Source organism: Filimonas zeae, from assembly GCF_014641615.1.
Classification (GTDB): Bacteria; Bacteroidota; Bacteroidia; order Chitinophagales; family Chitinophagaceae; genus Filimonas; species Filimonas zeae.
The window spans coordinates 1,141,621-1,167,297 of sequence record NZ_BMIB01000003.1 but is presented as its reverse complement, the minus strand read 5'-3'; the positions used below and the strand labels follow the sequence as shown (position 1 = coordinate 1,167,297).

Sequence of the window (25,677 nt, the reverse complement as noted above, 5' to 3'; positions counted from 1 at the left end):
TTTTAACCAGCAAATACAATGGTTTCAATAGCTGCCATTTCACCTATTTCTTCCTTACCGTCAAAGTAGCGCGCTGTGTATTCGCGTATTTCGGGTTGCAGTGCTACTGCCAGCGGTCGGGTATCAATAAACGGCGGGGTTTTATCGTGGCCCAGCCTTTCCCATCCATGACTGCCTTTGGGGCGGCTGTATATCACAATGCTTTTCATACCCTGCAGGTTAAAGCCCACATCTACCTGCCCGGGAAAAGCCCGGAGGGTAATGGTAGGGCGCAGATCTTTAGGATCAATAACCGATACCGAACCCACAATACCCAATACCCCGCCCAGTGCTTCTGTGTAATTGACATGTGCTTTTATTTGCTGGGCATATCTGGCAATTATTGCCAGGTCTGTTTTACGGCTTATTTTTTTAGCACTGATAGCTTCTTCCAGCTCGCGCTTTTTAACTTCAACAAGGTCAACCGTAGTTTTGTAGTTGATGGCTGCTGTTTGTATTATGGTTACGCCTGCCGGGTCTACACCCACCTGAGGGCCCACAATAACAATTTTATCGTTTACGTTTCCGCACCATACACCTGCTTCCGCATCTGTTTGAGGAATGAAATATGCATGTTTTTTCATACTATTTAATTTTTTTGAATGTTTGAATAATTGCAGTGGCGGTTTGTTATCCCCTCCGGGGCTTTATCTGTTTTGCTGCGCAGTAACCGGTTAAACAGATGAGCCTTTTGGGGCGAACGGCCGTTCCTTTTTGTTTGCCGCTGTTGACAGTGTAAAATTGCAGCACGCAAAAAAGTTTTCAAAACATGTAATACACATGTAACGCCCTCAAACGCAGTGCTGGTAAGGGAAAATAGTTTTAAGAAACTTTTTTTTCAATGCCCGGAATTAACCGGATATATGTAGTGTGCTGGTTGTTAATTATTTGCAGGCGTGTGTTTTTCGCTGGCGTTACATGTCTGGTACATGTTTTTTTATGAAACCTATATAGACAAGGGGCTGTAGCCGGTGTTTTTTTGAAATTGCCGAATGTATAGTTGAAATATATATCTGTTTTTAACGCTTTTTTGCTTGTAGCAGGACAAAAAAAACTTCTCCGATTGGCGGGGAAGTTGTCGGACGAAAACTTACAACAGTAAAATAGAGTGCTACAACTGTCGAACGAAAATTTACAACTATAAAATGCCGGGCTACAACTGTCTAACGAAAACTTACAACTGTAAAATTCCGTTCTATAACTATCGAACGAAAATTGATAACTGTAAAATCTGGTGCTACAACTGTAGAACGAAAAATTACAGTTATAAAATGCCGGACTACAACTATCGCACGAAAATTTACAACTATAACATACAGCGCTACAGCTGTAAAACCAGTATTTACAGCTGTAGATTGCGGGCTTACAGTTGTAAATTCCCGTTCTACAGTTATAATAATCAGCCTCACACAAGAGTAGTGTGTTTTTAATATCGCTTTTTCGGGTATGGAATATGCCGGTTATTGTTTGGTTTTGGTGTTGGCTTTTCTTTTATTAATAGCAATTGTATCCGTTTTCTTTTTAGACGGTCTTACACCTTTTTCCGGTACTTTTAGCAATTGCGCCATGCACCTGTTAAAGTATGCTTTCAGTTCATCTTTTACCTGCCAGGGTATTTCAATGCTTCTTATTAGTTTTTCAACACTATTAAAAGAAGGTGCAGGCGTATTTTTAGTGGAAATATAGCCTGTTATAACCCGTATAATGTGCGTAGTAATTTCTTCACTGTAAAAACCTGCTTCTATAGATATTCTGGTATGCCAGCAAAGAAAGGCAAGGTCTTTAGCAATTTGTAAACGTATTTTTTCATCAGCCTCATGGTTGCATAGCACCAGAAACTCCTTTTGTTCCTGTAGCCAATCAGTAAAAAAGCTTGCTACATGCCGTTCTTCTGCATTATAACTTTCCCTTACTGCAGTATGGGTGGTTATCCATACTTCTTCGCGGTATTGCTGATGCCAGTTTTTTATCTGCTGGTGTTTGGCGGCTTCATCTGCAAAAGCGTCCAATGCTTTTTTGCCCATTACAGAAATGTATTCTAAAAAAGCCTGGCTGTTTACATTCATGCTAAGTGCAATGCCATACAACTCATCATAGCTGCCTTTGCGCTGGTGCCATAGTTTTACCCTTCCCAGTAATTGAAACGCATATGTAACGCGGTGGTAGGTGTTGTTGCCTTTTCCGGGGTGTTTAATTACTTCCCATGCGGGGTGTAAAAGTGCCTTTAACAGACCGTTTTGGTTGTGCGCCTGTAGTAGTTTATGGTAGGCACGCTTCATGGTAGTAATATATTTCTCAATAATTATATCGGGCATTTTACTGCCGGCAGGGTGCAGTTGTTTAAAATGGGTATCTAAAAAATTATATACCTCAATTATTGCATCTAAAGCAGGCTGGTATACTGTTTTTAGCTCCGGGTGTATTTTAATATACCTGTAAGCTATGTCCAGCAGTGTATTTTCAGCACACCAGCTGCGTTGCAGGGTACTGTTTCCGGTAGCATCAGTGCCATAACATATAAGGCACGAAAATTCGTGAATGAGGTTGTGGCACTGTTGTTTTACATCATTTACCCGGCTTTCCAGTTGCCCGTTTTGAAACAGAAGAGGAATGTTGTCTGGATGCAGATCGTGTTGCAGTAATAGAAACAGATTAGGCAGCGCACCTGTGTATAGTGCATAAGGCTGCTGAGCTGGTTGAGGCAGCAATTCAGTTTTCATGGTATTTTCTTTTATCGTTAGAGTTAAAAAAACGGATTTGGTTGGGGTGCCGCCAGTTTGTTTCCGGGGTGTGGTAGTTGTTTAAGTGGGTTCATAGTTACGGTTTAATATAAATATTTAGTTTATAGAATAACGGAAACCTGCTTATTTACCGGGGTGGGGGAAAAGTGAAACGAATTTAATTTTCCATATTAAAATGAAAAGTTAAAGCATAGGGTATTTATTTACAGATAGCCTGGTTAGCCTCTGTTCATTTTGTTCAGGGTGTTTATTCGTGGATCAGGTGAGATATATTTGATGCGCAGTTGCCTTGGTTGTTAGCTTACATGCACATAACCGAAGCCGCTAATAGGTTTGCGTTAACATATAGATGTAGCCCGGTAAGTTTCTACTGCCGGGCTTTTAAAAACAGAAGAAATGTATCTTATATTATATGCTATTCCCTGAATTTATTTACAATTTCAGTGTGGTCTTTTTTTGCGTTTAACATAGCAAATAATGTAGCAAACTTCTGTGCAAAACTAACCCAGTTGGCAAGTGGTGTATGTTCCTGGCCTGTAAGGGCGCGTAATTCCAGTATAATTCCGTCTGCACGGTGGCCTAAGGTGCTTTCTCCAACTTTATCGTATCCAAACGCAGTTCCTGCATCGTTTCTGGTTTCACTCCATACAAAGTCTGTTCCCGTTAAAAGCTTATTCAGCCATTGTAATACGGTAATATCCTGCTGGTCATCTATGCTTCTTCCGGTAACTGCTGAACCGGGCAACTGGTGTTTAATAAGCTTTGTATCACCTGGCACCTTTGCTGTAGTTAATACATCGTTGATGAAAGCTTGTTTGCTTGCAAAAAAGGAAACTTTAGACACTGCCGCTCCAAGGTCTGTTCTGCTTAAAATACTTACAGGAATTTTAGCAGTCCGGCCGTTCAGGTATTCAACACGGTCAGCTGAATTTGCTAAGTCTGAAATCTGGAGGGCAACCAAAGCTACTACACTTTTATAATTCGCCCCCCTCATACTTATACCTTCAGCCCGCGTAGCAAGGGCTTCGTCTGTTCCTTCGCTTTTATCGTCACCGGCAGGATAAAGTATTTTTATCAATTCGCTGATGCGACTGAGCCTTAAACCACCTGTTACGTGAAAATTACCTTCTATTTCGTCTTCTTCATTTTCAATTGAAATGTTTTGGCCATTAGACCAATTGCCAGGGTGAATAAGGTCGTTAGCAGCATGTGCAGAAACCTCGGCTATTTTTACAGGTATTTGCTCTGGATTGGTAGTTTCGTCTATAGCCTTAACTATATATTCAGGAGTCCATAATCTATCCAATTTACTGTCAGGTGTCAGTTTCCAACCCGCTGCCTGATGCAATGCTTCCCCTTTTGCTAATGCCCTGTAATGTGGATTAGTGCTTTTTCTCTCTTTTATACGCTTACCTACTACCTCAATTTCAAAGCCTACTTTTTTTTGAGTAACGGGTTTGTAAGAAGATGCTTTGGCTGCAAGCAATTGTAGTGGATTATATGGTAATTGGGTTTTATCTTTTTGCTGTTGAATTAATACCAGGGGATTAAGAGATTTTTTTTCTGTTGATGTTTGTGGTGGTGTTTTACTTTCAGCGGTATGATTAGATTTCATACGATTAATTGTTGTTTCTCTAAATATAATGAGTTATTCTCATTGTTTTGGTAATATATACCTTATGTTGTAAGGCAATCGCATTGTGCTGGAAGAAGAGGTAAAATCAATAATTCTACTTACGTATAGCCAAAAAACATATACAGCTGATATTTCCATGTCGTAGCATTATTGTTATACATTCGAGCTCTCAACCTATGAAACCACCGTATTTGTTTTGCTGCATACAAAATAAATTGTTTTGCTATCTACGTAATTCCCCTTTTTTATTAGTGCCTTCCCCGTTTGAAAATCCGTACAAAAAAGGCATAACAGCAATGTTATGCCTTTACCTAAACAAAGAACACATTTACCTGAAACAAAAAGGCCGGCCTATAGGCCAGCCCTGTACAGCTGCTTTTAAGTTTAATAATCCATTGCCGGCATTAGGGGTGCCGCAGCTACTTTTTCTTTGGGCTTATCTGCTACCACACATTCTGTAGTAAGCACCATACCTGCAATAGAAGCGGCATTTTCAATAGCCACCCGGGCTACTTTGGTAGGGTCTATTACACCTGCTTCCAGCAACGGTTCATACACACTGGTGCGGGCGTTAAAGCCGTAGTCGGCTTTACCTTCCCTTACTTTTTGTATTACCACGCTGCCTTCTTCCATGCCGCCGTTGCGTACAATCTGGCGCAGGGGCTCTTCCAGGGCACGCTGCACTATATGTATACCGGTGGTTTCATCTTCATTAACGCCGCGCAGTTCGCTTATGGCTTTCTGCGCGCGTATAAAGGCCACGCCACCACCGGGTATAATACCTTCTTCCACTGCAGCTCTGGTGGCATTCAGCGCATCATCTACCCGGTCTTTTTTCTCTTTCATTTCCACTTCAGTGGCAGCGCCCACATACAACACCGCCACACCACCGCTTAGTTTTGCCAGCCGCTCCCGCAGCTTTTCGCGGTCGTAGTCAGAGTTGCTGTTTTCTATCTGGTTTTTCAGCTGATTCACGCGTGCTGTAATAGCCTCTTTATCCCCGTTACCGCCTATTATGGTAGTATTGTCTTTATCTATTACTACTGAGGCGGCGGTACCAAGGTAGGTTACATCGGCGTTTTCCAGTTTATAACCCTGCTCTTCACTAATAACAGTGCCTTTTGTAAGTACGGCTATATCCTGCAGCATTTCTTTGCGCCTGTCGCCAAAGCCAGGTGCTTTAACCGCTACCACTTTTAATACCCCTCTTATGCGGTTTACCACCAGTGTTGCCAGTGCCTCGCCGTCAATATCTTCCGCAATAATCAGCAGCGGCCTGCCCGTTTGCGATGTTTTTTCCAGAATGCCTACCAGATCTTTCATGGCCGATAGTTTTCTGTCGCATAGCAATATATAAGGCTGCTGCAGTTCTGCCTGCATTTTATCGGTGTTGGTAACAAAGTAGGGTGATATATAACCTTTGTCAAACTGCATACCTTCCACTACTTCCACCGTGGTGGCGGTGCCTCTGGCTTCTTCCACTGTAATAACACCTTCGGTGCCTACTTTGGCAAATGCCTCTGCTATCAGCTTACCAATAGCTTCATCGCTGTTGGCAGATATAGTGGCTACCTGTTCAATTTTTTTATGCGAGGTATCTACCGGTAGCGACTGGCTTTGCAAGCTTTCCACCACTGCCTTTACGGCCTTATCCATACCTCTTTTTATATCCATGGGGTTGGCTCCGGCAGCTACGTTTTTAAGGCCTTCGTTTACCAGTATCTGTGCCAGCACGGTAGCGGTGGTAGTGCCATCGCCTGCAATGTCGGCTGTTTTAGAGGCTACCTGTTTTACCATTTGTGCCCCCATATTTTCAATGGCATCTTCCAGCTCAATTTCTTTGGCTACGCTAACGCCATCCTTGGTTACCGCCGGTGCGCCGTATTTCTTTTCCAATACCACATTGCGCCCTTTGGGGCCTAACGTAACTTTTACAGCATTAGCAAGGGTATCTACCCCTTTTTTCATTTTGCTTCTTGCATCTGTTTCAAAAAAAAGCTGCTTTGACATAATGATTGTTTTTAAAAATGCTACAATAACAATTGCGTTTTTACACTATAGCCAGTATATCAGATTCGCGCATAATAAGCACCTGTTCGCCCTCAAACTGAAATTCGGTGCCTGCGTACTTGCCGTATAAAATACGGTCGCCCTGTTTAACGGTAACAGGCTCATCTTTTTTACCTGGCCCTGCTGCCAGTACAATGCCCCGTTGTGGTTTTTCTTTGGCAGTGTCGGGTATAATAATGCCGCCGGCTGTTTTGTCTTCTGCGGGTGCTGGCTTTACAATAACCCTGTCGTGTAATGGTTTTACCTGATTGTTGTTTGCCATTTTACTTATTTGAAAGATGAAATAAAAACATTGATTAGCTATACAGCCGTGTCCGGACAAACGGCTGTAAAAAATCGCTCTCAAGCCTTGTGCCAGTACAGGTTTCTGTACATTCTGACATTTTGTGGTTTGAAAATTTGTCACCCTCGCTGACGAAAATTCATCCCCCTTTTGCAGACCACTATACTTCTTCAAAAAAAATAAACCGGTGTTTTTTTTTACGCTATCAGCGTTTTGTTGTTGTTGTTGCGTTTGTTATTAGCGGGTCTTCGATTGTGCATTGCCTTACAGGCACCTGCTAAGGCAGGTTGCCAGAGCTGTCTCATAAATACATGAGGCAGCTTTTTGGTTTCTGTTAGCAAAGCTGCTGTTAAGCTGGGGTTTATTACCCGCAGTTAAAGGCTACATGTTTACGTTAGCTTTTTATGTTATAGTTGTTAAGTATGTGTTTGCATCCGGGTAAAGAAAGGGTAACACATAAATGGTAAATACGGGGATGATTATTATGGGTAAATAAACTGAAGGCCTGTACTTTTTTAATAACAGGTAAAGGCATACCCAGCGATGTATGGTATATAAGTTCCTTTGCGCACTGTATTAAATGTTGCACGTCTAGTTGCACGTTGTTTAATGATAGCAGGTTGTTTTGGGCTATAAGGGCTGTGTGTAAATTGCATGTAAACATGTTGGGTTTGCCGGTGTTAAACTGGTACTGTTGTATAAAAGCGTAGGTGTTGCCTGTTAACCCGTTAAAGGGGTTTAGTAGTAGGCTCCGCGTTTGCCTGATTAGCTTTTCAATTTGTAGCATAGCGGTTTATTTGTAATGTGTATCGGCTTGTTGCAAAAGTTATTCCAGGGTAGTTGGGTTGATAAAAAAGAGAGGGGTTAATGGCTGTTCCGGTATTTTTTTTGTTGAAATAAATATTGTGTAAATTTAAACAGTTTTATTTCCTCCGAATAGAGGGAATCAGCGGAGGATACTCGTATAGTTTTAATTATCAGTAGTTAATACCATTTGAGGTAAAATTTTTGATAGTATGGAATCGGGTAAATCTGAAGACGCTCTGGAAGTACTGCTTGCTGACGATGACAGAGAGGATATTATATTTTTTTCTGATGCTATTAATGAGGCATTTGAGGGCATTACTTTGAGAACAGTTGAAAACGGCCTTCTGCTGATGCAGTTGTTACAAAAGTACATGCCAGATATTCTGTTTTTAGATGCGCATATGCCTTGTATGGATGGTAAGGAATGCATAAAATCCATAAGGGCCGATAAAAGGTTTGACGCGTTGCCTGTTATTATTTACAGCGGTATGGACATGCCGGATATAATATCGGGCTTTTACCGGGCCGGTCCCATAATTACGTTATTAAGCCCGCAACAATGGATGAGTTGAAAAGAGCGTTGTCAGAAATATTCAGTATGGCTCTTCAAAGCAAAATTGTATAGATAAATTCCTGAAGCCTGGTAATTGTTTGTCCGTTACATTATTGAGATAGTGAAAAAGGTTACGGGAGGTCTATTAAAAAAAATAGGCCTGAGTCTTAGACAAGACAGGCCGTTGCTAACCTATGAAAAACACCTAGTTTATAATAAGGTAAAATGATCTTTTTGTTGTGAAGCACTATTGCTGTGCTTGCTGATGTAAACTTACGGTAAAATTTATTTACACCAAATTTTTCTGTTGCTTATAAGCTGATTTTAATAGCTGCTATAGCGTTCGCCGATGAAAACCTTTAGGTGGCTATGTCGTATTAAAAAAACATTGAATGAAAAGTAATACCCTTTGGTGTGTATGGCCGCTGTATAACCGGTTACAGGATGCCATAAAAATGAGGATGAATCCAAATGGTTGTGGCAATTCAAAAAAATAGGTAGTGGCGCTCTTATTTTATACCGTGATGTTAAAACAAATCGAAATTTGTCGATATATGGTTATCTTTGTTCCGACAGGTTATTAAAGATCATCAGACAAATCCGGTTAAATGGAAGGAATTCAATCAAATGGCGTAGCCTGGTCGGTATTAGACCTGGCTACCGTGCTGGAAGGGAAAACACCCGCAGATACTTTTCCCAACAGTCTGCGTCTGGCACAGCTGGCCGAGCGGTTGGGGTATACCCGTTACTGGCTGGCAGAACACCATAATATGGTGGGCGTTGCCAGCTCTGCCACATCCATACTTATTGGTTATATAGCAGGCGGTACACAGCATATTCGTGTTGGCAGCGGTGGTATTATGCTGCCTAACCATGCCCCGTTGGCGGTGGCAGAGCAGTTTGGCACCCTGGCATCGTTGTATCCGCAGCGGATAGATCTGGGGCTGGGGCGCGCGCCGGGTACCGATCAGGTTACGGCCCGGGCTTTACGGGGCGAAAATATGCATGCGAGTCATAATTTTCCGGGCGATATACAGAAGCTGCAACGCTTTTTTTCTGCTGATAACAGCAGCGCCCAGGTAAGGGCTATACCGGGCGAGGGGCTGGATATACCTATCTGGATTTTAGGTTCCAGCACCGATAGCGCTATGCTGGCAGCGGCCCTGGGTTTGCCGTATGCTTTTGCCAGCCATTTTGCCCCCACGCATTTTACGCAGGCTATTGAGCTGTACCGCAAAAACTTCCGCCCATCGCAATGGTTACAGCAGCCTTATGTAATGGCATGTGTAAACGTGGTAGCGGCTGATACTGATGAGCAGGCGCGTTACCTGATGACCTCACTGCTGCAGTTTTTTATGGGAGTGGTTACCGGTGAACGCAGAAGATTGCCAGAGCCGGTGGAAAACATGGATGCTATGTGGAACGATCAGCTGGAAGCAGCGGTAAACCATATGCTGGCTTACTCTTTTGTAGGCAGCCCGGCCCGGTTAGAAGAGGAATTGTTTTCGTTTCTGCAGCAAACAGGTGTGCAGGAAATTATGGCTACGGCGCATATTTACAATCAGGAAGCAAGATTACATTCTTACGAGCTGTTTGCACAGGTTATTCAAAACCTGCAGCAACGGTTATAAATTAACTTTATTAAAAGGGGCTGCTTAACAGGCAGCCTCTTTTTTATTTTACAGTGGGTGGTATGTTGTTATGGTGTGTATCCAGCACACCATGCAGCCGGTGCTGGTACAGCATAAAGTTATCTTCGGCCGTGGTAGCCATCGCATCATATTCCGGCTTGCTGCCAAACAGGTCATCTCCCTTCATCTGATGAAATAAGGTAAAGCAGGCACGTTGTACTTCACTACAGCACTCCAGCAGGCCTTCCAGTTCAAAACGGCTACCCGTATATTTCCATTGTAACAAGGCTTTGCGCTGCTCTGTTTTGCTGGTAAGGGCCAGTATAGCATCCAGCTTTCTGCTATCGTTACTATGGCATTGCAGCCAGTTGCGCGTAATTACGCCGGGCAGGCTATCAGCATCTGCATGCAGGCTGTCTAACACACTTACCGGCAGGTATCGGGCCTGTTTTATATAGTATACCATGGTGCCCAGCTTGCCGGTTACCCATTGCAGCGAGTCGGCAGGGGTAAGGTTGTGTTGCTGCGCGTATGTACCTGTAGTTAACAGGCAGCTTAGTAAAAGGCAGGGTAGTAATTGTTTCATATTTCTGTTGCTGTACTTAAAAATAACCCATTACCCGCATTTTAAACCTATACTAAGGTTCGGGTGTTCAATTTGTGGTACTTTCACGCCTGTACCTTATATGTTATGAATAAATCCGTGCTGTTTTTTCCGCTTTTACTGGCTTTGTTTACGCGGTGCCAGGCCCAGAATACCGCTGGCGCCGATGGCTTTATATATGGTAAAATACCTGTTGACTCTACCCGCTGGTACCAGTTAAATACTGCCGGCAGCGGACTGGCGCCTTTGTTTAACGGTATTACCGATGAAGTGGTAAATACCGGCCATGGTAAAGTGCTGGACAGGTGGGAGGCCTGGTACCCCTTGCTGGAGGGTGAGGAGATACATATAGACAGCATTAAGTTTTTTGACGGGGAAGGCAGTAATGCGGATAAGCCTATGACTTTGTGGGTGGTTACGGAAGACTGGCAGCGCATACAGATTGCTACATTTACCGGAGGCACCTACAAACGCTGGGTAGGTCCTTACCCCGAACGTACCGGGGGCAGTAATCAGTTTCAGCTGAACAATACCATTCACAACCCCCGTTATCTGATCATAAATACCTGGTGGGCTTACCCATCTGAAATAGAACTGTATGGCCGCTATAAGCCTGCCACGCAGGTACAAACACCTTATACACGCCGCAACGTGGCTATGAAGCAGGGCTTTGGGGTAAATGCGTTTGAATGGAATGTGGTAAACCCCACCAACCCCATGGTAATTGATGAAACCCGCATGAAAATGCTGAAGGGCTTTGGCGGCTTCAGACATTATATGGACTGGGACAGGATAGAAGCCAGCCAGGGCAGTTATACTTTTAACCCCTGCAACCAGGGCGGCTGGAATTATGATACTATTTATGCACGTTGTAAAGCGGAAGGTATAGAGGTGCTGGGCGATCTGAAACAGATAAGCTCGTGGCTGATGAATACCTGGCCTGCGGACCAGCGTAACTGGGAAAATGTACCGGTTGCGTATAACGCTGATTTTAGTAATCCCGCATCGTATATAGCACAGGCAAGGGCAGGCTTTCAGTACGCAGCGCGTTATGGCCGTAATAAATTGGTACCGGACGAGCTGTTGCATATAAACAGCACCCCACGGTGGACCAACGACCCGCCTAACCAGAAGCGGAAGGGGCTGAATTATGTTACCTATATTGAATGTGATAACGAGCGCAATAAATGGTGGCTGGGCCGTAAGGCATACCAGACCGGCCGGGAATATGCTGCCAACCTTTCTGCCTTTTACGATGGACATAAACATACACTGGGGCAGGATGCGGGGGTTAAAACCGCCGACCCTTCCATGCAGGTAGTAATGGCTGGCCTGGCAGGGCCTGAAACGGATTATGTACGTGGTATGATTGACTGGTGTAAAGAGTTCAGAGGCTATAAAAGCGATGGCCGGGTTAATCTTTGCTGGGATGTAATTAACTATCATTACTACGCAGGCAATGCCACCGGTATGCAGCAGCCTACCCGGGGTGTAGCGCCTGAAATGTCTGAAGCGGCGGTAAGCGCGCAGCGTTTTTTGCAGTTAGCGCACGATTACTGTTACGATATGCCGGTATGGGTTACAGAAGCCGGATATGATATTAACAGCGGCAGCCCTTACCATGCGGTGCCTATAGGCAGTAAAACTACTTACCATACACAGGCCGACTGGATATTGCGCACTACGCTGCTGTATAACCGCCTTGGTATAGAAAGGGTGTTTTTTTACCAGATGTATGATGATAATGCGCAAAACCCATCGCAATACGCATCTTCCGGCCTGGTGAATGATAATTTTACCCGCCGCCCTGCTGCGGACTATCTTACTCAGGTAAAAAAGCTGCTGGGTAATTATACCTATCAGGAAACCATTAGTGCCAGCCCGCTGGCAGACAGGTATAGCCTGAATGGAAAAGATGCTTATGCTTTAATGATGCCCACACAGAATAACAGCACGCTTAGTTACGAGCTGGATATGGGCGATGCTACCGGCGCAGCTATATACACCCCCACCGTTGGTAAAGATACCATGGTGCCCAAACAGGTTACCGTAGCAAACGGCAAACTGTATATACAGGTAACTGAAACACCGGTGTTTGTAATACCTACCGGTAAAAGTGCGGTAAAGGGGGTAGTGGATGGCGTGGTAAGTACTGCCAGAAATCTGCTGGCTGCGTTACAGATATATCCCAACCCCGTAACAGACGATTTGCTGGTGCAGCTGAACAATACCGTTAGCGGCGCTGTACAGATAGGTGTATACGACTTTGCGGGTAAACTGCTTAAAAAAGCTTCTTTTAATAAAACGGCCCGGGCATTTACGGGCAGCTTAGATATGTCTGCCCTGCCGGCAGGTATGTACCTGATTGAGGTGATACAAAACAACGAAAAAGCAGGCAGAAGCATCTGGAAGCAATAGTTGCTTTTACCTGCCGGTAGTTATTAGTATGCGCCTGGTAGCTATATGCTTTTTGCTTTCCTGTATGGTAAGTATATACATGCCTGCCGGTAATGGAGGGGTATACAGCAGTTCCAGCTGGTTGTTGATGTTTTGTGTAAACACACGGCGCCCCTGCATATTAAAAAGTGTTACCGATTTATTGAATGGGTTATTGCTGAGTAGCCGCAATGGCTCTGTAGCAGTTACCGGATTGGGAAATAACAGATAATCATCTGTTTTATTCCAATAGTATACGGTAGAAGAATCGCTGTAAATACGGTGGCCTTGTGTGGTGGTAAGCAGGCAGCGGTAAGTGTTTAACCCGCTGAACAGCGCAGTGTCTCTTATGCTGTATTGCATATTGCCGTTTACTGCATAGGTGTTTAATAGTTGCCAGCCATTGGCATTGTGTTTTTCAAAGCCAATACTATCTATCTGATACAGGCTGCCCAAACGGGCGGTAACTGCTGCGGTAGCAGGCGGCAGCAGATCGGCCACCAGGCTGTAAAAATAACAACCTACCCCCTGGTTACGTATATCAATAGTATAACTTTTGCCTCCTGTATACTGCGTACCTGTTACAGGGGCTATTGCATAAAAGGCACTGGCGCCCCGGGGTGGGTGCAGTATTATATGATTGGCGGTTACAGCGGGTTGTATCTCCTGCATCTGTTTTCCTGCCAGCCTGAATATTTTGTAGTAAGCAGCGCCTGCTTTCTCCGGCCAGTATAACAACAGCGAATCTGCACACTGAAAGCCAACAGCGGGGTATTGCTGATTGCCCAGCAAAAATGTATCTGAGTAAAAAATGCGCTGGCCTATCTGCATACGGGCAACGGCGGCGGTAAGCGTGTCCGGGGCATGCCAGGTAATATAAGGGGCCTGCAAGGTAACATCGGGTTTAATAGTATGCCATTCTTTACTGCCTGTATATTGTATAGATAACTGGCCGGTGCTTTCTGCTCCGTAGTATTCCCAGCTGAAATGCTGTATAACATCTGAGGGCCAGTAGCTGTTACGGTTGGGGGATAGCCAGGTAAACTGCTGTGCGCTATCCCATTGCCATGCAACAGCATAAGGTTGCCTGCTTTGTATTTTATAACCGGTAACCAGTATACGGTAGGTGCCGGCGGCAGGTGTGCTTATGGCAACCTGCTCGGTTACGTTAAGGCTATCCCGTGCCGGTGTAGCGGGTAGTTGCAGAGAGTCTTTATGTGGTGCGTGGTGTAATACCAGTGGCTGCAGGCGTTGGCTGCTACCGGGGGCTATTACTTCTATATCCACATCGTTTACCAGCGCAGTGGCAGCATTGGGTGCAGCCGCTGTATCGTTCCATGCCAGCGTAATACGCAGGTTGCGTGCTGCTGCGGGTACCTGCAACGTAAAAGTATCCGTATGCCCGGCATAGGATATACCTTGTACATACTGGTGTTGCAGAATGGTGCGCACTGCTTTAAACGTATTAAGCGCACCGTAGCCGGAAGTATAATCGGGGCCGGGCTGTAACAGATCTGTAGCGCTGTTAATAAGTGCAGCTTTTACCAGCGCGGCGGCTGGTAGCTGGCCATTGTGTGTAACACGCCAGGCATCCTGCAGCAGTAACACACTGCCTGTTACCAGTGCTGCTGCGCCGGAACTGCCTTCATCGCCATAAGCTACCAGCTGTGGAAATATACGTCCATCATAAGCCGGGCCGCGCGAGCTGGCGGCAGGTACGGCAAACAATGCATCCAGTGCGCCAACGGCAATGCTGTTTTTAGCCATTTTAAAACTGCCGGTGCTGTTGGCAACATAGGGCAGGCCATGGTAGTGGCCGCCCAACGCTGTATCTCTACCGGCATTGCCGGCAGAAAATACGTGCATCAGCACTGTATCCTGCCAGGTGCCTGCATCGTAAGCAGCGGCATCTGCACCGTAATAGTTTTCTATACCCACACCGTAGGAGTGGTTTTGGGCAGTAATGTGAAATTGTTTATAAGCTTCCTCATCGGGTAGCATGCTGGTATAGTCTGCTCCGGATAAGGTGGCTCCGGGGGCTGCCCCCATACCCGTATAATAACTATTACCGGCGCCTGCAATGGTAGTGGCTATTATACCTGCGTGTGCAGAGGTGGTAGCGGCTTGTATGCCGGTGTGTAATATGCGGTTGGCAAAATCTATATCGCTGGTATCAAACATTTGCTCTTTTACAGATACGGTAAGGCCTGTTGCAGAAAGAAACGGGTAAGCTGCATGCGTTTTTTCTATACGGTTGAACACCATATTATAATTGCGTACAACACCTTCTTCCTGCGGTGCGCGTTTACGGCTGTCTGCAAAGCGTACAAAGGGTAGAGGTAGGGTGTGTTGTATAATAAAAGAATCGGTAGCTGTAGTAACATAGAGGCCGTACTTTGATAAACGATTTATAATATGTAAGTGCTTGTTGTGTGCCTGTGCAAACTGTAAAAATGCCGCAGTGTCTGATACGCTTAACAGCCAGGTGGCAGGTGGGGTGTGGGTATAAATGCTTGTGCGCAGCTTGTAGGGTAGTTTGTGAAAGTGAGTAGTATCAATGGTTGTAAGCTTATAAGCAGGGTGTTGTGCCAGTGTGTAAAAACAGGAGTGTAAAAAAAGGAGTGTATAAGTAAAGGCTTTTTTCATCAGGTGTATTTGTTTGATAAAAATAAATAAAAAAACATGTTAAATATTGCAATTGCCGTATTTGTGAAGTAAATTAGTTGAAATATAATCTACATATGAGAAAACACTTGCTCCTCGCGCTGTGCATCGGCGCGTTCGCTACCTCTTGTCAGAAAAAGGACGCTGACAACACCAACACAGACAATGTAAGCACGGCTACGCTTGCAAAAATCAAGACACTGGGTTTTGGAACCGACGGGGTTAGAAAAGTAGAAAACGGTTACCTGGTAGAGGGGGACATTGTACTAACAGATGAGCTGCTTAACGGCAACAACGAAAACAAGTTGCTGCGTGTGGCTACGGATGAACAGTACAGAACTACCAACCTGGTGTCTAAACCAAGAAACATCAGAGTAAAAGTGAGTAACCTGGGCAATGCCTTTATTGTAGGTACAGATACGGCGCTTGCGCGGTATAATGCCCTGGGCCTGGAGCTTACATTTACGCGTATTACCACCGGTACGGCTGATATTAATATTACCGGTTTTTATCAGGGGCCAAGCGGTGGTTATATTACGCTGGGTTCAGCTGGTTTTCCTACCGGTTCGGGCAACCCCTATAACAGTATTCTTATGAATACACACCCTCAGGCGTATGGCAGCAGTCCCAACATATTGTATGTGGGCTCTGTAATACAGCATGAGATAGGCCATTGCATTGGCTTCCGCCATACAGACTTTGCCAACAGAAGCTACAGCTGTGGTGGTGCTGCGGTTAATGAGGGCGCCAGTAACGTAGGTGCTATTCATATACCGGGTACGCCTACCGGCCCCGATCCTAATTCGTGGATGCTGGCTTGTAGCAACGGCGGCAACCGCACTTTCAACGCAAATGATAAAATTGCGTTGTATTACCTGTATTAACAGTTAAGCGCATTTTTTGTATGCTGCTGCCAAAGTCCTTATGGCAGCTGGCACCGTCATGTCCCCCCGGACAGATGTAACAAAGCCCTGGCCCGCAAGCCGGGGCTTTGTGTAAGTGTATATATTTGCCGGTAAATAAACCCGTTTTGAGTTACACGTATATTATTGAAGTGGTAGGTACCATTGCATTTGCAGTGTCCGGAGCCGTTTCGGCCATTAACAGGCGCTACGATTTGCTGGGCGTGCTGATGATGGCATTTGTTACCGCTATTGGCGGAGGAACCCTTAGAGATGTATTGATAGGTAATACCCCGGTTACCTGGCTGCGCGATATGAATACGCCTGCCATTATTCTGGCCACCGGCTTTGCCACCATTTTATTTCGCAGGCACATTAAAAACTTTCAGAATACCCTGTTGATATTCGATGCCCTTGGGTTAGGCTTTTTTACCATCATCGGTATACAAAAAGGACTTGCTATTCAGCTGCACCCGGCCATAGGCGTGGCATTGGGTACTATTACCGGATGTTTTGGCGGCGTGTTAAGAGATGTGCTGCTAAATACCCCACCAGCATTGTTTCATAAAGAAGTTTATGCCACAGCCTGTATTGTGGGAGGGAGTTTTTATTGCATTGCGCTGCGTTTTCTGCCCGCTCAGATGGCAGAATCACTTTCGATAGTACTTATTCTTACCATTCGCATACTGGCCGTAAAACTGCACTGGAAACTGCCCTCAATAGGCCCGGATATTACGGAAGACGGCGCATAGGAAAGCTGCGTGTTTGATAAATGCCTTTCAGTGTTCCTGAGATTTCTGCAACTGCTGAGTCAGGGTTTATCAGTTGGTAGCTGATCTGTTGAGGAAAGTCGTGTGTTTTATTCTCAAATATCAGCTTGCCGGCTGTTATTCCGGCTTGTGTAAACTGTACCGGCTGCTCATTGTTTTGCCCTTGCACCACGGGAATATAATAAAGCCGCCTGTTGCGCCAGACAATGGTGGTTTGTTCCAGTAAAACAGTATCGGTACCTTTTAACCAGTAACTGCGGCCTGCAAAAGTGCTATCGTTAAGCTGCTTCCATTCTTCTGTTTGAATGCGTTTTCCGGCCTGTTGCTGCCAGCTGCCCAGTAGCCAGCGGGCCTGCTGTATGCCGGTTTGTGCAGGCGTTATGCGAAAGCAGCAACAGGTAAGCAGTGTTATGAATAAAACTGGTTTCATGCGTTGGTTATTTTTGGTATTGGGAAGGAGTAGGCATACCCGTAATTTCAATACGCACCGGCAGCCCGGTAAGCTTTTGCAGCTGATACTCCTGATCGGTTAATGCTTTGGTGCTTAATGTGGCTTTAATGGCCGGCAGGTATTGTTCCAGCGCTTTCTGATCCAGGTGTTTAATAATCTCCTTTTCGTCAATATTCACGGCCGGGTTTACAGAGGCGTCTTTTACCTGTTTCAGGCTGGCCATATCCAGGCTTACGTAAGTAATTTGTAAAGGCGCCTGTACCAGTACCGATTCAGCAGTGCGGGTAATGCAGGTGTGAATAGAATCGGAGAGGTCTATATGAAAGCCCATGCGGCCACTTACAGTAGTAATAACAGATTCTTTGGTGGTAAACCACTTCATATAAGTGCGCTCTTTGGTCTGCAGATCGTTCAGGGTAAAATCCTGCTCCCATATAACCAGTTTGTTTACCCCGCGCAGCTGTTGCAGGGTTACATTATACTGACTGGTTTCTGTGCTGTCTGTGCAGCCCTTGCGGGTAAAAAGGTAAAGGGCGGCGGCAGCAAACAGTACTGCCAGCAATAAGTATCTTTTTCTAACGTGCATATGCCTGTCTTAATTCTGTTAAACTACGCAAATATCGTATATCAGCGGCAAGGCACAGGCACCAGTAACAGGGAAAAAAATTCCCCCTTCGTTTGTAAGGGGGAATTTTAACTTATTGGTTCACTTATTTTTTCGGTTTTTCTTTTTCCTCTTCCGGCACTTCATCATCGTCCATTTCTTCTGCCGCCTTTTTTACCAGCGAAGAAACAGGGCCTTCCATATGCTCCTGCGGATCGGTAGTATGCAGCGTTTCCGGATCGGGCTGCACCGCAGCGTCCTTATTATCTTTTTGTTGCTCTTTTTTGTCGTTCAGGTTCTGTGTCATAGGTAACAGCTTTTAGTTCAATACCTATGCTTACAAAACCGTGCCAGTTGCTGTTTTTTAAGTGCCGTTACGGTGCGGTACTATCTGCCGCAGGCCTGCCTTTATACAACAGGTTAAAGCCGGTAAGTAAACGGCTGAACCCGTTGTTCATTTTCCGGTAAAATGCATCATCATATATATCCGGCCAGGGGGCTACCATTTTAAAATCTTTTATGGTATCGCCCTGTGTTTTTATACCACTGAAAGTAGTTGTGCGGTATATGCCCTGCTGCCCCCGGCCCCGGTAAGGGTAATTAATGCTGGCAATAAGCGTATCGCCCCGGAAGTAATAACTACCCAGCATACGGTAGCGGTTGTATATCTCTTCCCGGTTTACGGCTAAATACCGGTTCAATTCATCCTGCTGCTGAAAGCCTATATGCCCTATGCCTATTACCGTGCCGTTGGGCAGAAAAACAAATGGCCGTGATAAAAATGTGCAGGATGTGTTGTTGCTGCAGGCCTGTTGCCAGGCGCTATCCATACAGGTATATACCCCGTTCAGTGCTTCGTTAGCCAGCGGCTTTTGGGGCAGGGATGGTTTTTCCAGATGCCCGAAACTGGTGCATCCGGAAAAAACAATACCTGTTATGGCACTTATAAAACCTCTCATATGCTAATAAAATAAGTAATTAGAGTTAAAGCCTCCGGAATAAAAATACGATTGGGAAGGCAGCTGATGATCGTAAAAATACGCGGTTTGCACTACGTTTCTATGTATCCAGTTTTGAATGTTGTGCAAACGTGTTTCGCTGTTATGGCCGTAAAAAAATGCCTGCCCTTTGTAAATAACCCCACCATACATAGTGCCGCCACGGAGTGTGGTGTTTAATTCGCCCGCAGGGTTATAGGTACCCAGGGTAGGGTGGCCGAAATCAAGGTTAGGATGTTTCTCGCTTTCCTGCGCCTGTCCGGTCATCATACTACCACCCAGTGCCAGTGTAATTTCATCGTTTACTTTATACGTAGCCAGCAGCCCGCCGGTGCGGTAACGGTCTTCACCATCGCCCAGAAAATCTTCATCTACCCTCAGGGTAAAATCTCCTATCAGTAACGAAGGCGCGGCAACGTTTTGTTTGGATGTGCCGGTAAAGTAGTTAACGCTCCATCCGGCGCCGTAAGTAGTATGGCCATCAAAATATCCGGCAGAAGCTCCCCAGTTCCAGTAATTGCTGCTGCCTACACTTTCGCCCAGGCTGCTTACGCCGGAGTTAAAGCCCATACCAACGCTGGCAGAATAAGCAAAATCGCCAATTACGCCGCTTGCATTTAAACTTATGCCGCTGGTAACACCGCTGGAGCCAAAGCCTATCATAGGAGAAACGCTGAGATTGAAATGTTCTGACTGATACAGCGGCATGGCCGGGAATAGCTTGTTTAGTTGCCCCACACCGGCACCAAAGAAGGCGCCGCCCACCGTAGTAATACTGCCGCCACCTAAAAAGCCACCTATGGCACCGGATACAGCACTCATGGCTATCTGCCCGAAATTCATATTGCCTTTGTTCATCACCAGGTCTACGGCTACATTCACAGCAGCGTATATTAACGGCACAAACCATACAATTTCGCCGTTAGGATCGGTATAACGTAAAGGGTTGTTAAGGGCATATGCAAAGCGGTTAAAGCCCTGTGTATTGCCATTGCCCATTACATATGGGTCGGGGCTTAGCATGCGGCCGGTTACAGGGTCGTACAGCCGCGCATTCATGTTAATAAGGTTTATAACCGGTATATGTTCATGTCCGGTATAACCGCGCATTAGCCAGTTGGGTACTGCTGCCACATTTGCATACTGCCATGTTTGGGCATTGCGGTTTCTGCCCCATGCATCAAAATTCTGTTGCGCTGCTATGGTACCGTTTTCGCTGGTAACGGTAAGTATGCTGCCCAGATAATCGGTATATACGGTATAAGCATGGCCGTTAACAATCATAGCGCAGAGGCCATTGCCACCTCCAACGTATACTACTTCATTAACAGTGCCGTTGGCTAAGGTTTGTTTTTCGTAAGCGCCCAGGTACAAACGGGTTTGGGTTTGTGCACCGGCATTCAGTACCATTCTGGTGCGCTCATTATCTACCCCGTAAGTAAAATCGGCTATTGCACCATTCTGTTCCAGATGCAGCGGCCGCTGAAAGCTGGTATACGTAGCCGTAAGCCCTGCCGCAGCTGTATTTACAGCGGAACTGAGCGGGCTTATATAGGCAATGGCATTGGGTTTGGCAGATTGATATACATAAGTACCTACATCGCTTTTCTCCTGTATGTTGCCTTTGGTGGAATTGTTAGTGCCATCATAAGTAATAGAAAACTGCTGGGTGCCGTTTACCGTTGCACTGGTAAGCCGGTCAACAGCATCGTACGTGAAGGTTTCTGTAATACCGGCTATATCATCTCTGCGTGAAGTAAGGTTGCCGTTCTGCGCATGGAAGGTGAAATTCAGATCCTGCACACCGGGTGTATAATAACGTGCCGGCAGGCTTTTGTTATAGGTAATGGTACTGGTGCGCCCATCGGCAAGTGTGTATTGTACCGGTTGCCCTGTTCCGTTAACCGCCTGGGCATTATACAGTACTTTGCTGCCCCAGGTAAGTTGTGTAACCATACCCGCTGTATTGTAGGCGCTTTGTATAGTTACATTGTTGGGGTAGGTTACTGATAACTGTTTGCCGGCGGGGTTATACTGGTACGTGGTAGTAAACGTGCCGGAACCGGGTACTGTTTGTGTTTTTCCGGTAAGACGGCGGTAACCATCGTAGGTATAAGTTTCTGTGCCGGCAGGGCCTGCAATACTCTGGATTTCTTTGTTCAGGTTACTGTTGTTATACGTGTAACTATAAGCACCCTCTTTGGTGGTGCGTACGGAAACGCGTTCCAGATCGTCATAACTGATATGGGTTATATCGCCATTGGCATCTGTTTGCCGGGTAAGGTGGCTGAGTGCATCGTATTCATAAGTAATAGTGCCGGTGTTGGGTTCTGTTTTACTGGTTTCCCGGCCGTAGGCGTCAAAACCGGAGGATGATACTGCCTGGCCGTTAAGTTGTACAGACTGCTCTTTACCCAGGCTGTTGTAGGTATAGGATAAAGTGCCGCCATTGTCTGTGGCATTTACCAGCAGGCCCGTAGCATCGGTAGTGCGGCTGGATGGCTGCCCGGCTGCATTGGTAACCGTTACCGTAGTTTGGCCATTACCAGCCTGATAATACGTGTAGCTGGCAGCACTGTTGGGTGTGGTTACCGTGAGTTGCCGGTTAAGATGATCGTAGCTGGTGGTGGTAAGCTGCGGGGTTTCTGAACTGTAATACGGCAGCGCCTTTTCGGTAACACGGCCTCTGGCATCGTATTTAGTGGTGGTGGTAGCCCATTGGTTGCTCCAGCCCAGCGACTGACTTTTAATTGCTCTTCCATACACATCATACCACACTTTTACATCCGGGGCCACACCGTCCGGAAAATCTGTTAGTGCATAGTATAACTGTGCGCCCGCAACGTCCCAGCCGGTGGAATGCGTAATCTGGTGCCCCAGTGGCGTAGTGGTTTTAGAAAGCACACCAAACCCATTGTACTCATAAACGGTGGTTAATGTGCCCGAAGCAGCATCACCTTCAACTTCTGTAACGGGTTTACCCCAGTATGCGTGGTAGGTAGCCTTTTTAGTACTGATAATACTTCCGGTTTGCATAACATGTTGCTCCGGAAAACGATGCGAGGCATCGAAAGTAATAGTACTGGTAACCGTTGCTTTTCCGGCAACAGCAGAGGTGGTGCCGGTACAGTTGCCATAACTATCGTAACTATAGGTAACCGTAGCGGCAAGCGGTGTTGAGGCCCAGGTGGTTTTAGAGGCCAGCAGCCCACGGTCTGCCGTATAACTCATGGTGGTTTGCTGTGTAATAGCAGCAGCGCCTGAGCGGGTACGGGTTTCCTGTACGGTAACCGGCTGTAAAGGGGTAAGCGCGGGGCCGGCCTGTGTATACGTGGTGCTGGTAGCAATGGTTTCTATGGCTGATACGGAACCGCCGCTCCAGGCGCCTTTGGTTTGTGTTTGACTGGTTATGTTACCATGTGCATCATACACCCATGCCGTTTTCCTGGCAGCAAGTGATTGCATGTCTATAGTAGTGGAATATTCCTGTTCTGTTTTATACCTGCTTAAGGGGTAGTAGCGGGTACTGCCGTTGGCCAGGGTGGTAACCGTGTATTTGTTTTGTACTTCCTGTACCTGCAGGTTATTAATCCACGTTTTGTCAGTAGCTGGCAACATCAGCGCTACGTTCTGGTTCAGCTCGCTGGTGGTTTCTGATTTGCTATCGGTAGTGGTATTGCTTACCGTAACCCCTTTAAAGCCCAGAAAGCCTTTGCTGCGGTGTACAATGGCATCCTGGTACAGATACGAATCGGTTTGCACACCGCCAATACCATTGGGTTTGGTGAGTGATTTTACAACGGTTATAGGCAGGCTTACCGTGTTATACGGGTACCACATAGTGTTGCCCGGGGTGCGCGTGTATACGGTAGTGCCCCCGTTGGCCAGTGTATTGTAGTTAAAGGTGGTTACATTGCCAAAGCCATCTGTTACTGTTTGCAGGCGGCTGGTATTGCCGTTGCCGGCTATGCCGGAAAAGTAACAGACAATGTATCCCGTACCGTTTAAAGATTGTATGATTTCTGTTTTGCCATCGCCATCAAAATCGCCTGTTTCCATAGGCATTCTGAAATTGCTGGCCATTCCGCTCAACCAGGATGTTTTGTAAGTGTATTTGGGATATAGATTTTCTACCTCCTGATAATTATAGTGTACAATATAAGCAGGAGAGCTTTCGCCCGGATCAACAGGTAAACGCATGGGCTGCGGCAATTCCGGGTTTACGCCGTAACAATAAATATCGTTGGAGTAGCCTGCTATCTGTGCATCGGGCCAGGAGTTTACAAACCACGCATAGTCTGATGGGCATAACTCGGTAGTAGAGTAAATATAAGAGGTGCTGTAGGTAAGCCCCTTCATGTAATACACTTCCTGCCGGGGCGAATAGCTGGTTTGTGTGCCGCCGGGTATGGGAATAACTACCGGGTATTCGTATGCGTGCAATATATCGGTAATGCCATCGCCATTGTAATCAGCAGCAATAACGCGGTCGGGCCAGGCACTGGTAAAATTGGTAGTACGTTGCAGTGGCACGTTGCCGGTTAAAAAGCCGGTACCGGTGCTGTAATAAATGGTGGCGGTAGAGCTGCCGTTGTATATGCTTAAAATATCTGTTTTTTTATCGCCGTTAAAATCGCCCAGTTGGTACATGCGTGAAGTGCTGTAGGTAAGCTGCATGGTTTGCAGCAGCTGGCTGGCAGCGTATAAATAACCAGTGGTGGCAGAAACGCGGTATATAGAAAAGATGGTGGAATAGGTATCTTTAATTACCAGCAGTTCCTGTTTGCCATCGCCATCATAGTCAATTGGGTAAATGGCTTTTGCATCTTTCAACTGATCGGTAAGGCCCAGTATTTCGGCATTGGATTCCCCCGCTGTCATATTCACTACAAAGCTTTTATACACATAATCGTATATAGGGGTGCGGCGGTAAATATACCAGCCGTTGAAAATATTAAACCTGCGCTCAATGGTTTCGCCCGATTGATACTGGCGGCCCAGCACATGAATAATATCCACGCTGCCATCCCCATCAAAATCGCCCTGGATAGAGGAGTTGGCATCTTTTAGTGTAAAGTTGTAAGTGCCCATGTAATCGTTGGGTACAGGCAGGGTAGTAGTGGTGCGCGATACAGCAGTGCCGGAGGGTGTAAATTTGTCAACGCTCAGATTATCTACATAATACATCCCATTGTTGTGCCAATCGCCCCTGGAATCCTGAAAGTTGTTCAGGTTTTTACCAATACGCAGCATATCGTCAATACCATCTCCGTCCAGATCGGAATTCATATATACAAAAGGGTGGTTTTCATCATTCCCTTTCAGATAGTTGTTGGCATTGTAGCTGGTTTGTAGTTCGTATTTTGATGTGGCCAGCGCGTAAGGGGAAGATGGAACACCGGCATTGGTAATGAGATTGTAGTAAGAAGAGGTAACGTCTTTAATTTCATTATCCTGCACATTATACTGCAGATTGGCTACCACAAGATCAGACTTACCATCGCCATTAAAATCGCCGGGTGTAAGTGTCCAGTTATGCGATCCGCCCTGTACAGGGTAGTTGCTTTGCAGGGCGGTGGCATTTTCTTCCTGCGACAGCTGTCCGTAATTGAAACGGGTAATAACCGATTGGTTATCGGTACCAAACAATTCTGCGGCGGTAAGGTAGTTGCGGCCCAGCTGCGTATCGTACTGAAAGGTTATTTTCTGCTGCTGCACGTTATTCAGCAGAATACTTATCTGCGATAACAGGCGGGAGTTGATAATCTTATGGCCATTGATGAAAGTGATGTTGGGGTTAGCCTTTGTGGTATAAGTAAACCTTACAATGGTATTGCTGTAAGCTATTTCGTACAGGGCCAGTTCTGCATCGTACCGGGAATAAGTATAATCAATTTTATTGCCGTTTACATCTGTAATGGATGATACCAGCCAGCTTATGTTGGCACCGGCTGCAATTTTATCATCTGCTTTTTTACCGTATTCTACCGTGCTGCCATCTTTACGGGTTACTTTCCACCAGTCCGGATTGCCGGTAGTACCACCGAAAGATTCTATGCGTGCCTGATTTTCTGTCTGGGTTTTGTATTGCGTGGCGTTAGCACCGTTGGTGCCGGATACAGGCATCAGTAACTGCCCGTCTACAAAAAAGTTATCATCAGCCGTCATTTTAAACGGCTCTGTTCTGCCATTGAAAAACCTGCTTTGGTTTACACGGGTAATAAGGCTTAACCCTTCCAGGTTCCAGCCCCATCCGGCTTGTCCGTCTCCTGCCTGCGAGCTGTATGCCAGTGCAAGAGAGGGTTGCATACCTGCAACGCCGGCAGGTACGGGAACAGGTATTTTATACGTGGCTGCTCCGGCTGGCGATACAGAGGCTTCGCCTTTTATGGAGCCTACAGGTTTGCTTTGGTCGGGCTGTGCAAGCAGTACCGTTGCGTGCAGCAGCACGCAACACAACAGGTGTATTTTCTTTCTCATACAGAAGT

At 45.9% G+C, this 25,677-nt stretch carries 17 protein-coding genes; 5 read left to right on the top strand and 12 right to left on the bottom strand.

The window, feature by feature from the left end; all coding sequences use genetic code 11:
* Nucleotides 1-2 precede the first annotated feature (2 nt).
* From IEY13_RS17780 to IEY13_RS17760, 5 genes are all read right to left on the bottom strand, one after another.
* Complete coding sequence (locus IEY13_RS17780) at nucleotides 3-623, bottom strand: hypothetical protein (RefSeq protein WP_188954572.1); 621 nt, start codon at nucleotides 621-623, stop codon at nucleotides 3-5.
* 876 nt (nucleotides 624-1,499) lie between these two features.
* Nucleotides 1,500-2,759, bottom strand: coding sequence for a hypothetical protein (locus IEY13_RS17775; RefSeq protein ID WP_188954570.1), 1,260 nt, complete (start codon nucleotides 2,757-2,759; stop codon nucleotides 1,500-1,502).
* A 436-nt stretch (nucleotides 2,760-3,195) separates the two neighbouring features.
* On the bottom strand, nucleotides 3,196-4,395 hold the full coding sequence (locus IEY13_RS17770; protein WP_188954568.1) for a hypothetical protein: 1,200 nt from the start codon (nucleotides 4,393-4,395) through the stop codon (nucleotides 3,196-3,198).
* A gap of 405 nt (nucleotides 4,396-4,800) precedes the next feature.
* Nucleotides 4,801-6,426, bottom strand: a complete 1,626-nt coding sequence (groL, locus tag IEY13_RS17765) for a chaperonin GroEL (protein WP_188954566.1) — start codon at nucleotides 6,424-6,426, stop codon at nucleotides 4,801-4,803.
* Nucleotides 6,427-6,466: 40 nt separating this feature from the next.
* Nucleotides 6,467-6,748, bottom strand: coding sequence for a co-chaperone GroES (locus IEY13_RS17760; RefSeq protein WP_188954564.1), 282 nt, complete (start codon nucleotides 6,746-6,748; stop codon nucleotides 6,467-6,469).
* Nucleotides 6,749-7,785: 1,037 nt separating this feature from the next.
* Here IEY13_RS17760 and IEY13_RS17755 point away from each other — a divergent pair.
* Together IEY13_RS17755 and IEY13_RS17750 are read left to right on the top strand one after the other, a co-directional pair.
* Complete coding sequence (locus IEY13_RS17755; protein WP_188954562.1) at nucleotides 7,786-8,148, top strand: response regulator; 363 nt, start codon at nucleotides 7,786-7,788, stop codon at nucleotides 8,146-8,148.
* Between the two features lie 589 nt (nucleotides 8,149-8,737).
* Complete coding sequence (locus IEY13_RS17750; protein ID WP_188954560.1) at nucleotides 8,738-9,760, top strand: LLM class flavin-dependent oxidoreductase; 1,023 nt, start codon at nucleotides 8,738-8,740, stop codon at nucleotides 9,758-9,760.
* 43 nt (nucleotides 9,761-9,803) lie between these two features.
* On the opposite strand, the gene IEY13_RS17745 is transcribed toward IEY13_RS17750, so the two are convergent.
* A complete protein-coding gene (locus IEY13_RS17745; protein WP_188954558.1) occupies nucleotides 9,804-10,346 on the bottom strand; it encodes a hypothetical protein in 543 nt (180 codons plus the stop codon).
* A 105-nt stretch (nucleotides 10,347-10,451) separates the two neighbouring features.
* Here IEY13_RS17745 and IEY13_RS17740 point away from each other — a divergent pair, with 105 nt between their 5' ends.
* Nucleotides 10,452-12,782, top strand: a complete 2,331-nt coding sequence (locus IEY13_RS17740; RefSeq protein WP_188954556.1) for a T9SS type A sorting domain-containing protein — start codon at nucleotides 10,452-10,454, stop codon at nucleotides 12,780-12,782.
* A 6-nt stretch (nucleotides 12,783-12,788) separates the two neighbouring features.
* Here IEY13_RS17740 and IEY13_RS17735 read toward each other — a convergent pair whose 3' ends face one another.
* Nucleotides 12,789-15,446 (bottom strand): S8 family peptidase, encoded by a 2,658-nt coding sequence (locus IEY13_RS17735; protein WP_188954554.1) that lies wholly within the window; start codon nucleotides 15,444-15,446, stop codon nucleotides 12,789-12,791.
* Nucleotides 15,447-15,541: 95 nt separating this feature from the next.
* Here IEY13_RS17735 and IEY13_RS17730 point away from each other — a divergent pair, with 95 nt between their 5' ends.
* Complete coding sequence (locus IEY13_RS17730) at nucleotides 15,542-16,348, top strand: M57 family metalloprotease (RefSeq protein ID WP_188954552.1); 807 nt, start codon at nucleotides 15,542-15,544, stop codon at nucleotides 16,346-16,348.
* A 146-nt stretch (nucleotides 16,349-16,494) separates the two neighbouring features.
* The gene (locus IEY13_RS17725) at nucleotides 16,495-17,118 is read left to right on the top strand and encodes a trimeric intracellular cation channel family protein (RefSeq protein WP_188954550.1); all 624 of its coding nucleotides are present in this window, start codon (nucleotides 16,495-16,497) and stop codon (nucleotides 17,116-17,118) included.
* Here IEY13_RS17725 and IEY13_RS17720 read toward each other — a convergent pair.
* From IEY13_RS17720 to IEY13_RS17700, 5 genes are all read right to left on the bottom strand, one after another.
* Nucleotides 17,099-17,566: a DUF6265 family protein gene (locus IEY13_RS17720; RefSeq protein WP_188954548.1), complete on the bottom strand. Its 468-nt coding sequence runs from the start codon at nucleotides 17,564-17,566 to the stop codon at nucleotides 17,099-17,101. The genes IEY13_RS17725 and IEY13_RS17720 overlap by 20 nt on opposite strands.
* A gap of 7 nt (nucleotides 17,567-17,573) precedes the next feature.
* The gene (locus tag IEY13_RS17715) at nucleotides 17,574-18,173 is read right to left on the bottom strand and encodes a DUF4230 domain-containing protein (protein ID WP_188954547.1); all 600 of its coding nucleotides are present in this window, start codon (nucleotides 18,171-18,173) and stop codon (nucleotides 17,574-17,576) included.
* Between the two features lie 124 nt (nucleotides 18,174-18,297).
* A complete protein-coding gene (locus IEY13_RS17710; protein WP_188954545.1) occupies nucleotides 18,298-18,498 on the bottom strand; it encodes a hypothetical protein in 201 nt (66 codons plus the stop codon).
* Between the two features lie 67 nt (nucleotides 18,499-18,565).
* Entirely contained in the window at nucleotides 18,566-19,150 is a 585-nt protein-coding gene (locus tag IEY13_RS17705; RefSeq protein ID WP_188954543.1) for a hypothetical protein, read from the bottom strand.
* A 3-nt stretch (nucleotides 19,151-19,153) separates the two neighbouring features.
* Nucleotides 19,154-25,669, bottom strand: a complete 6,516-nt coding sequence (locus tag IEY13_RS17700) for a SpvB/TcaC N-terminal domain-containing protein (RefSeq protein WP_188954540.1) — start codon at nucleotides 25,667-25,669, stop codon at nucleotides 19,154-19,156.
* Nucleotides 25,670-25,677 lie beyond the last annotated feature (8 nt).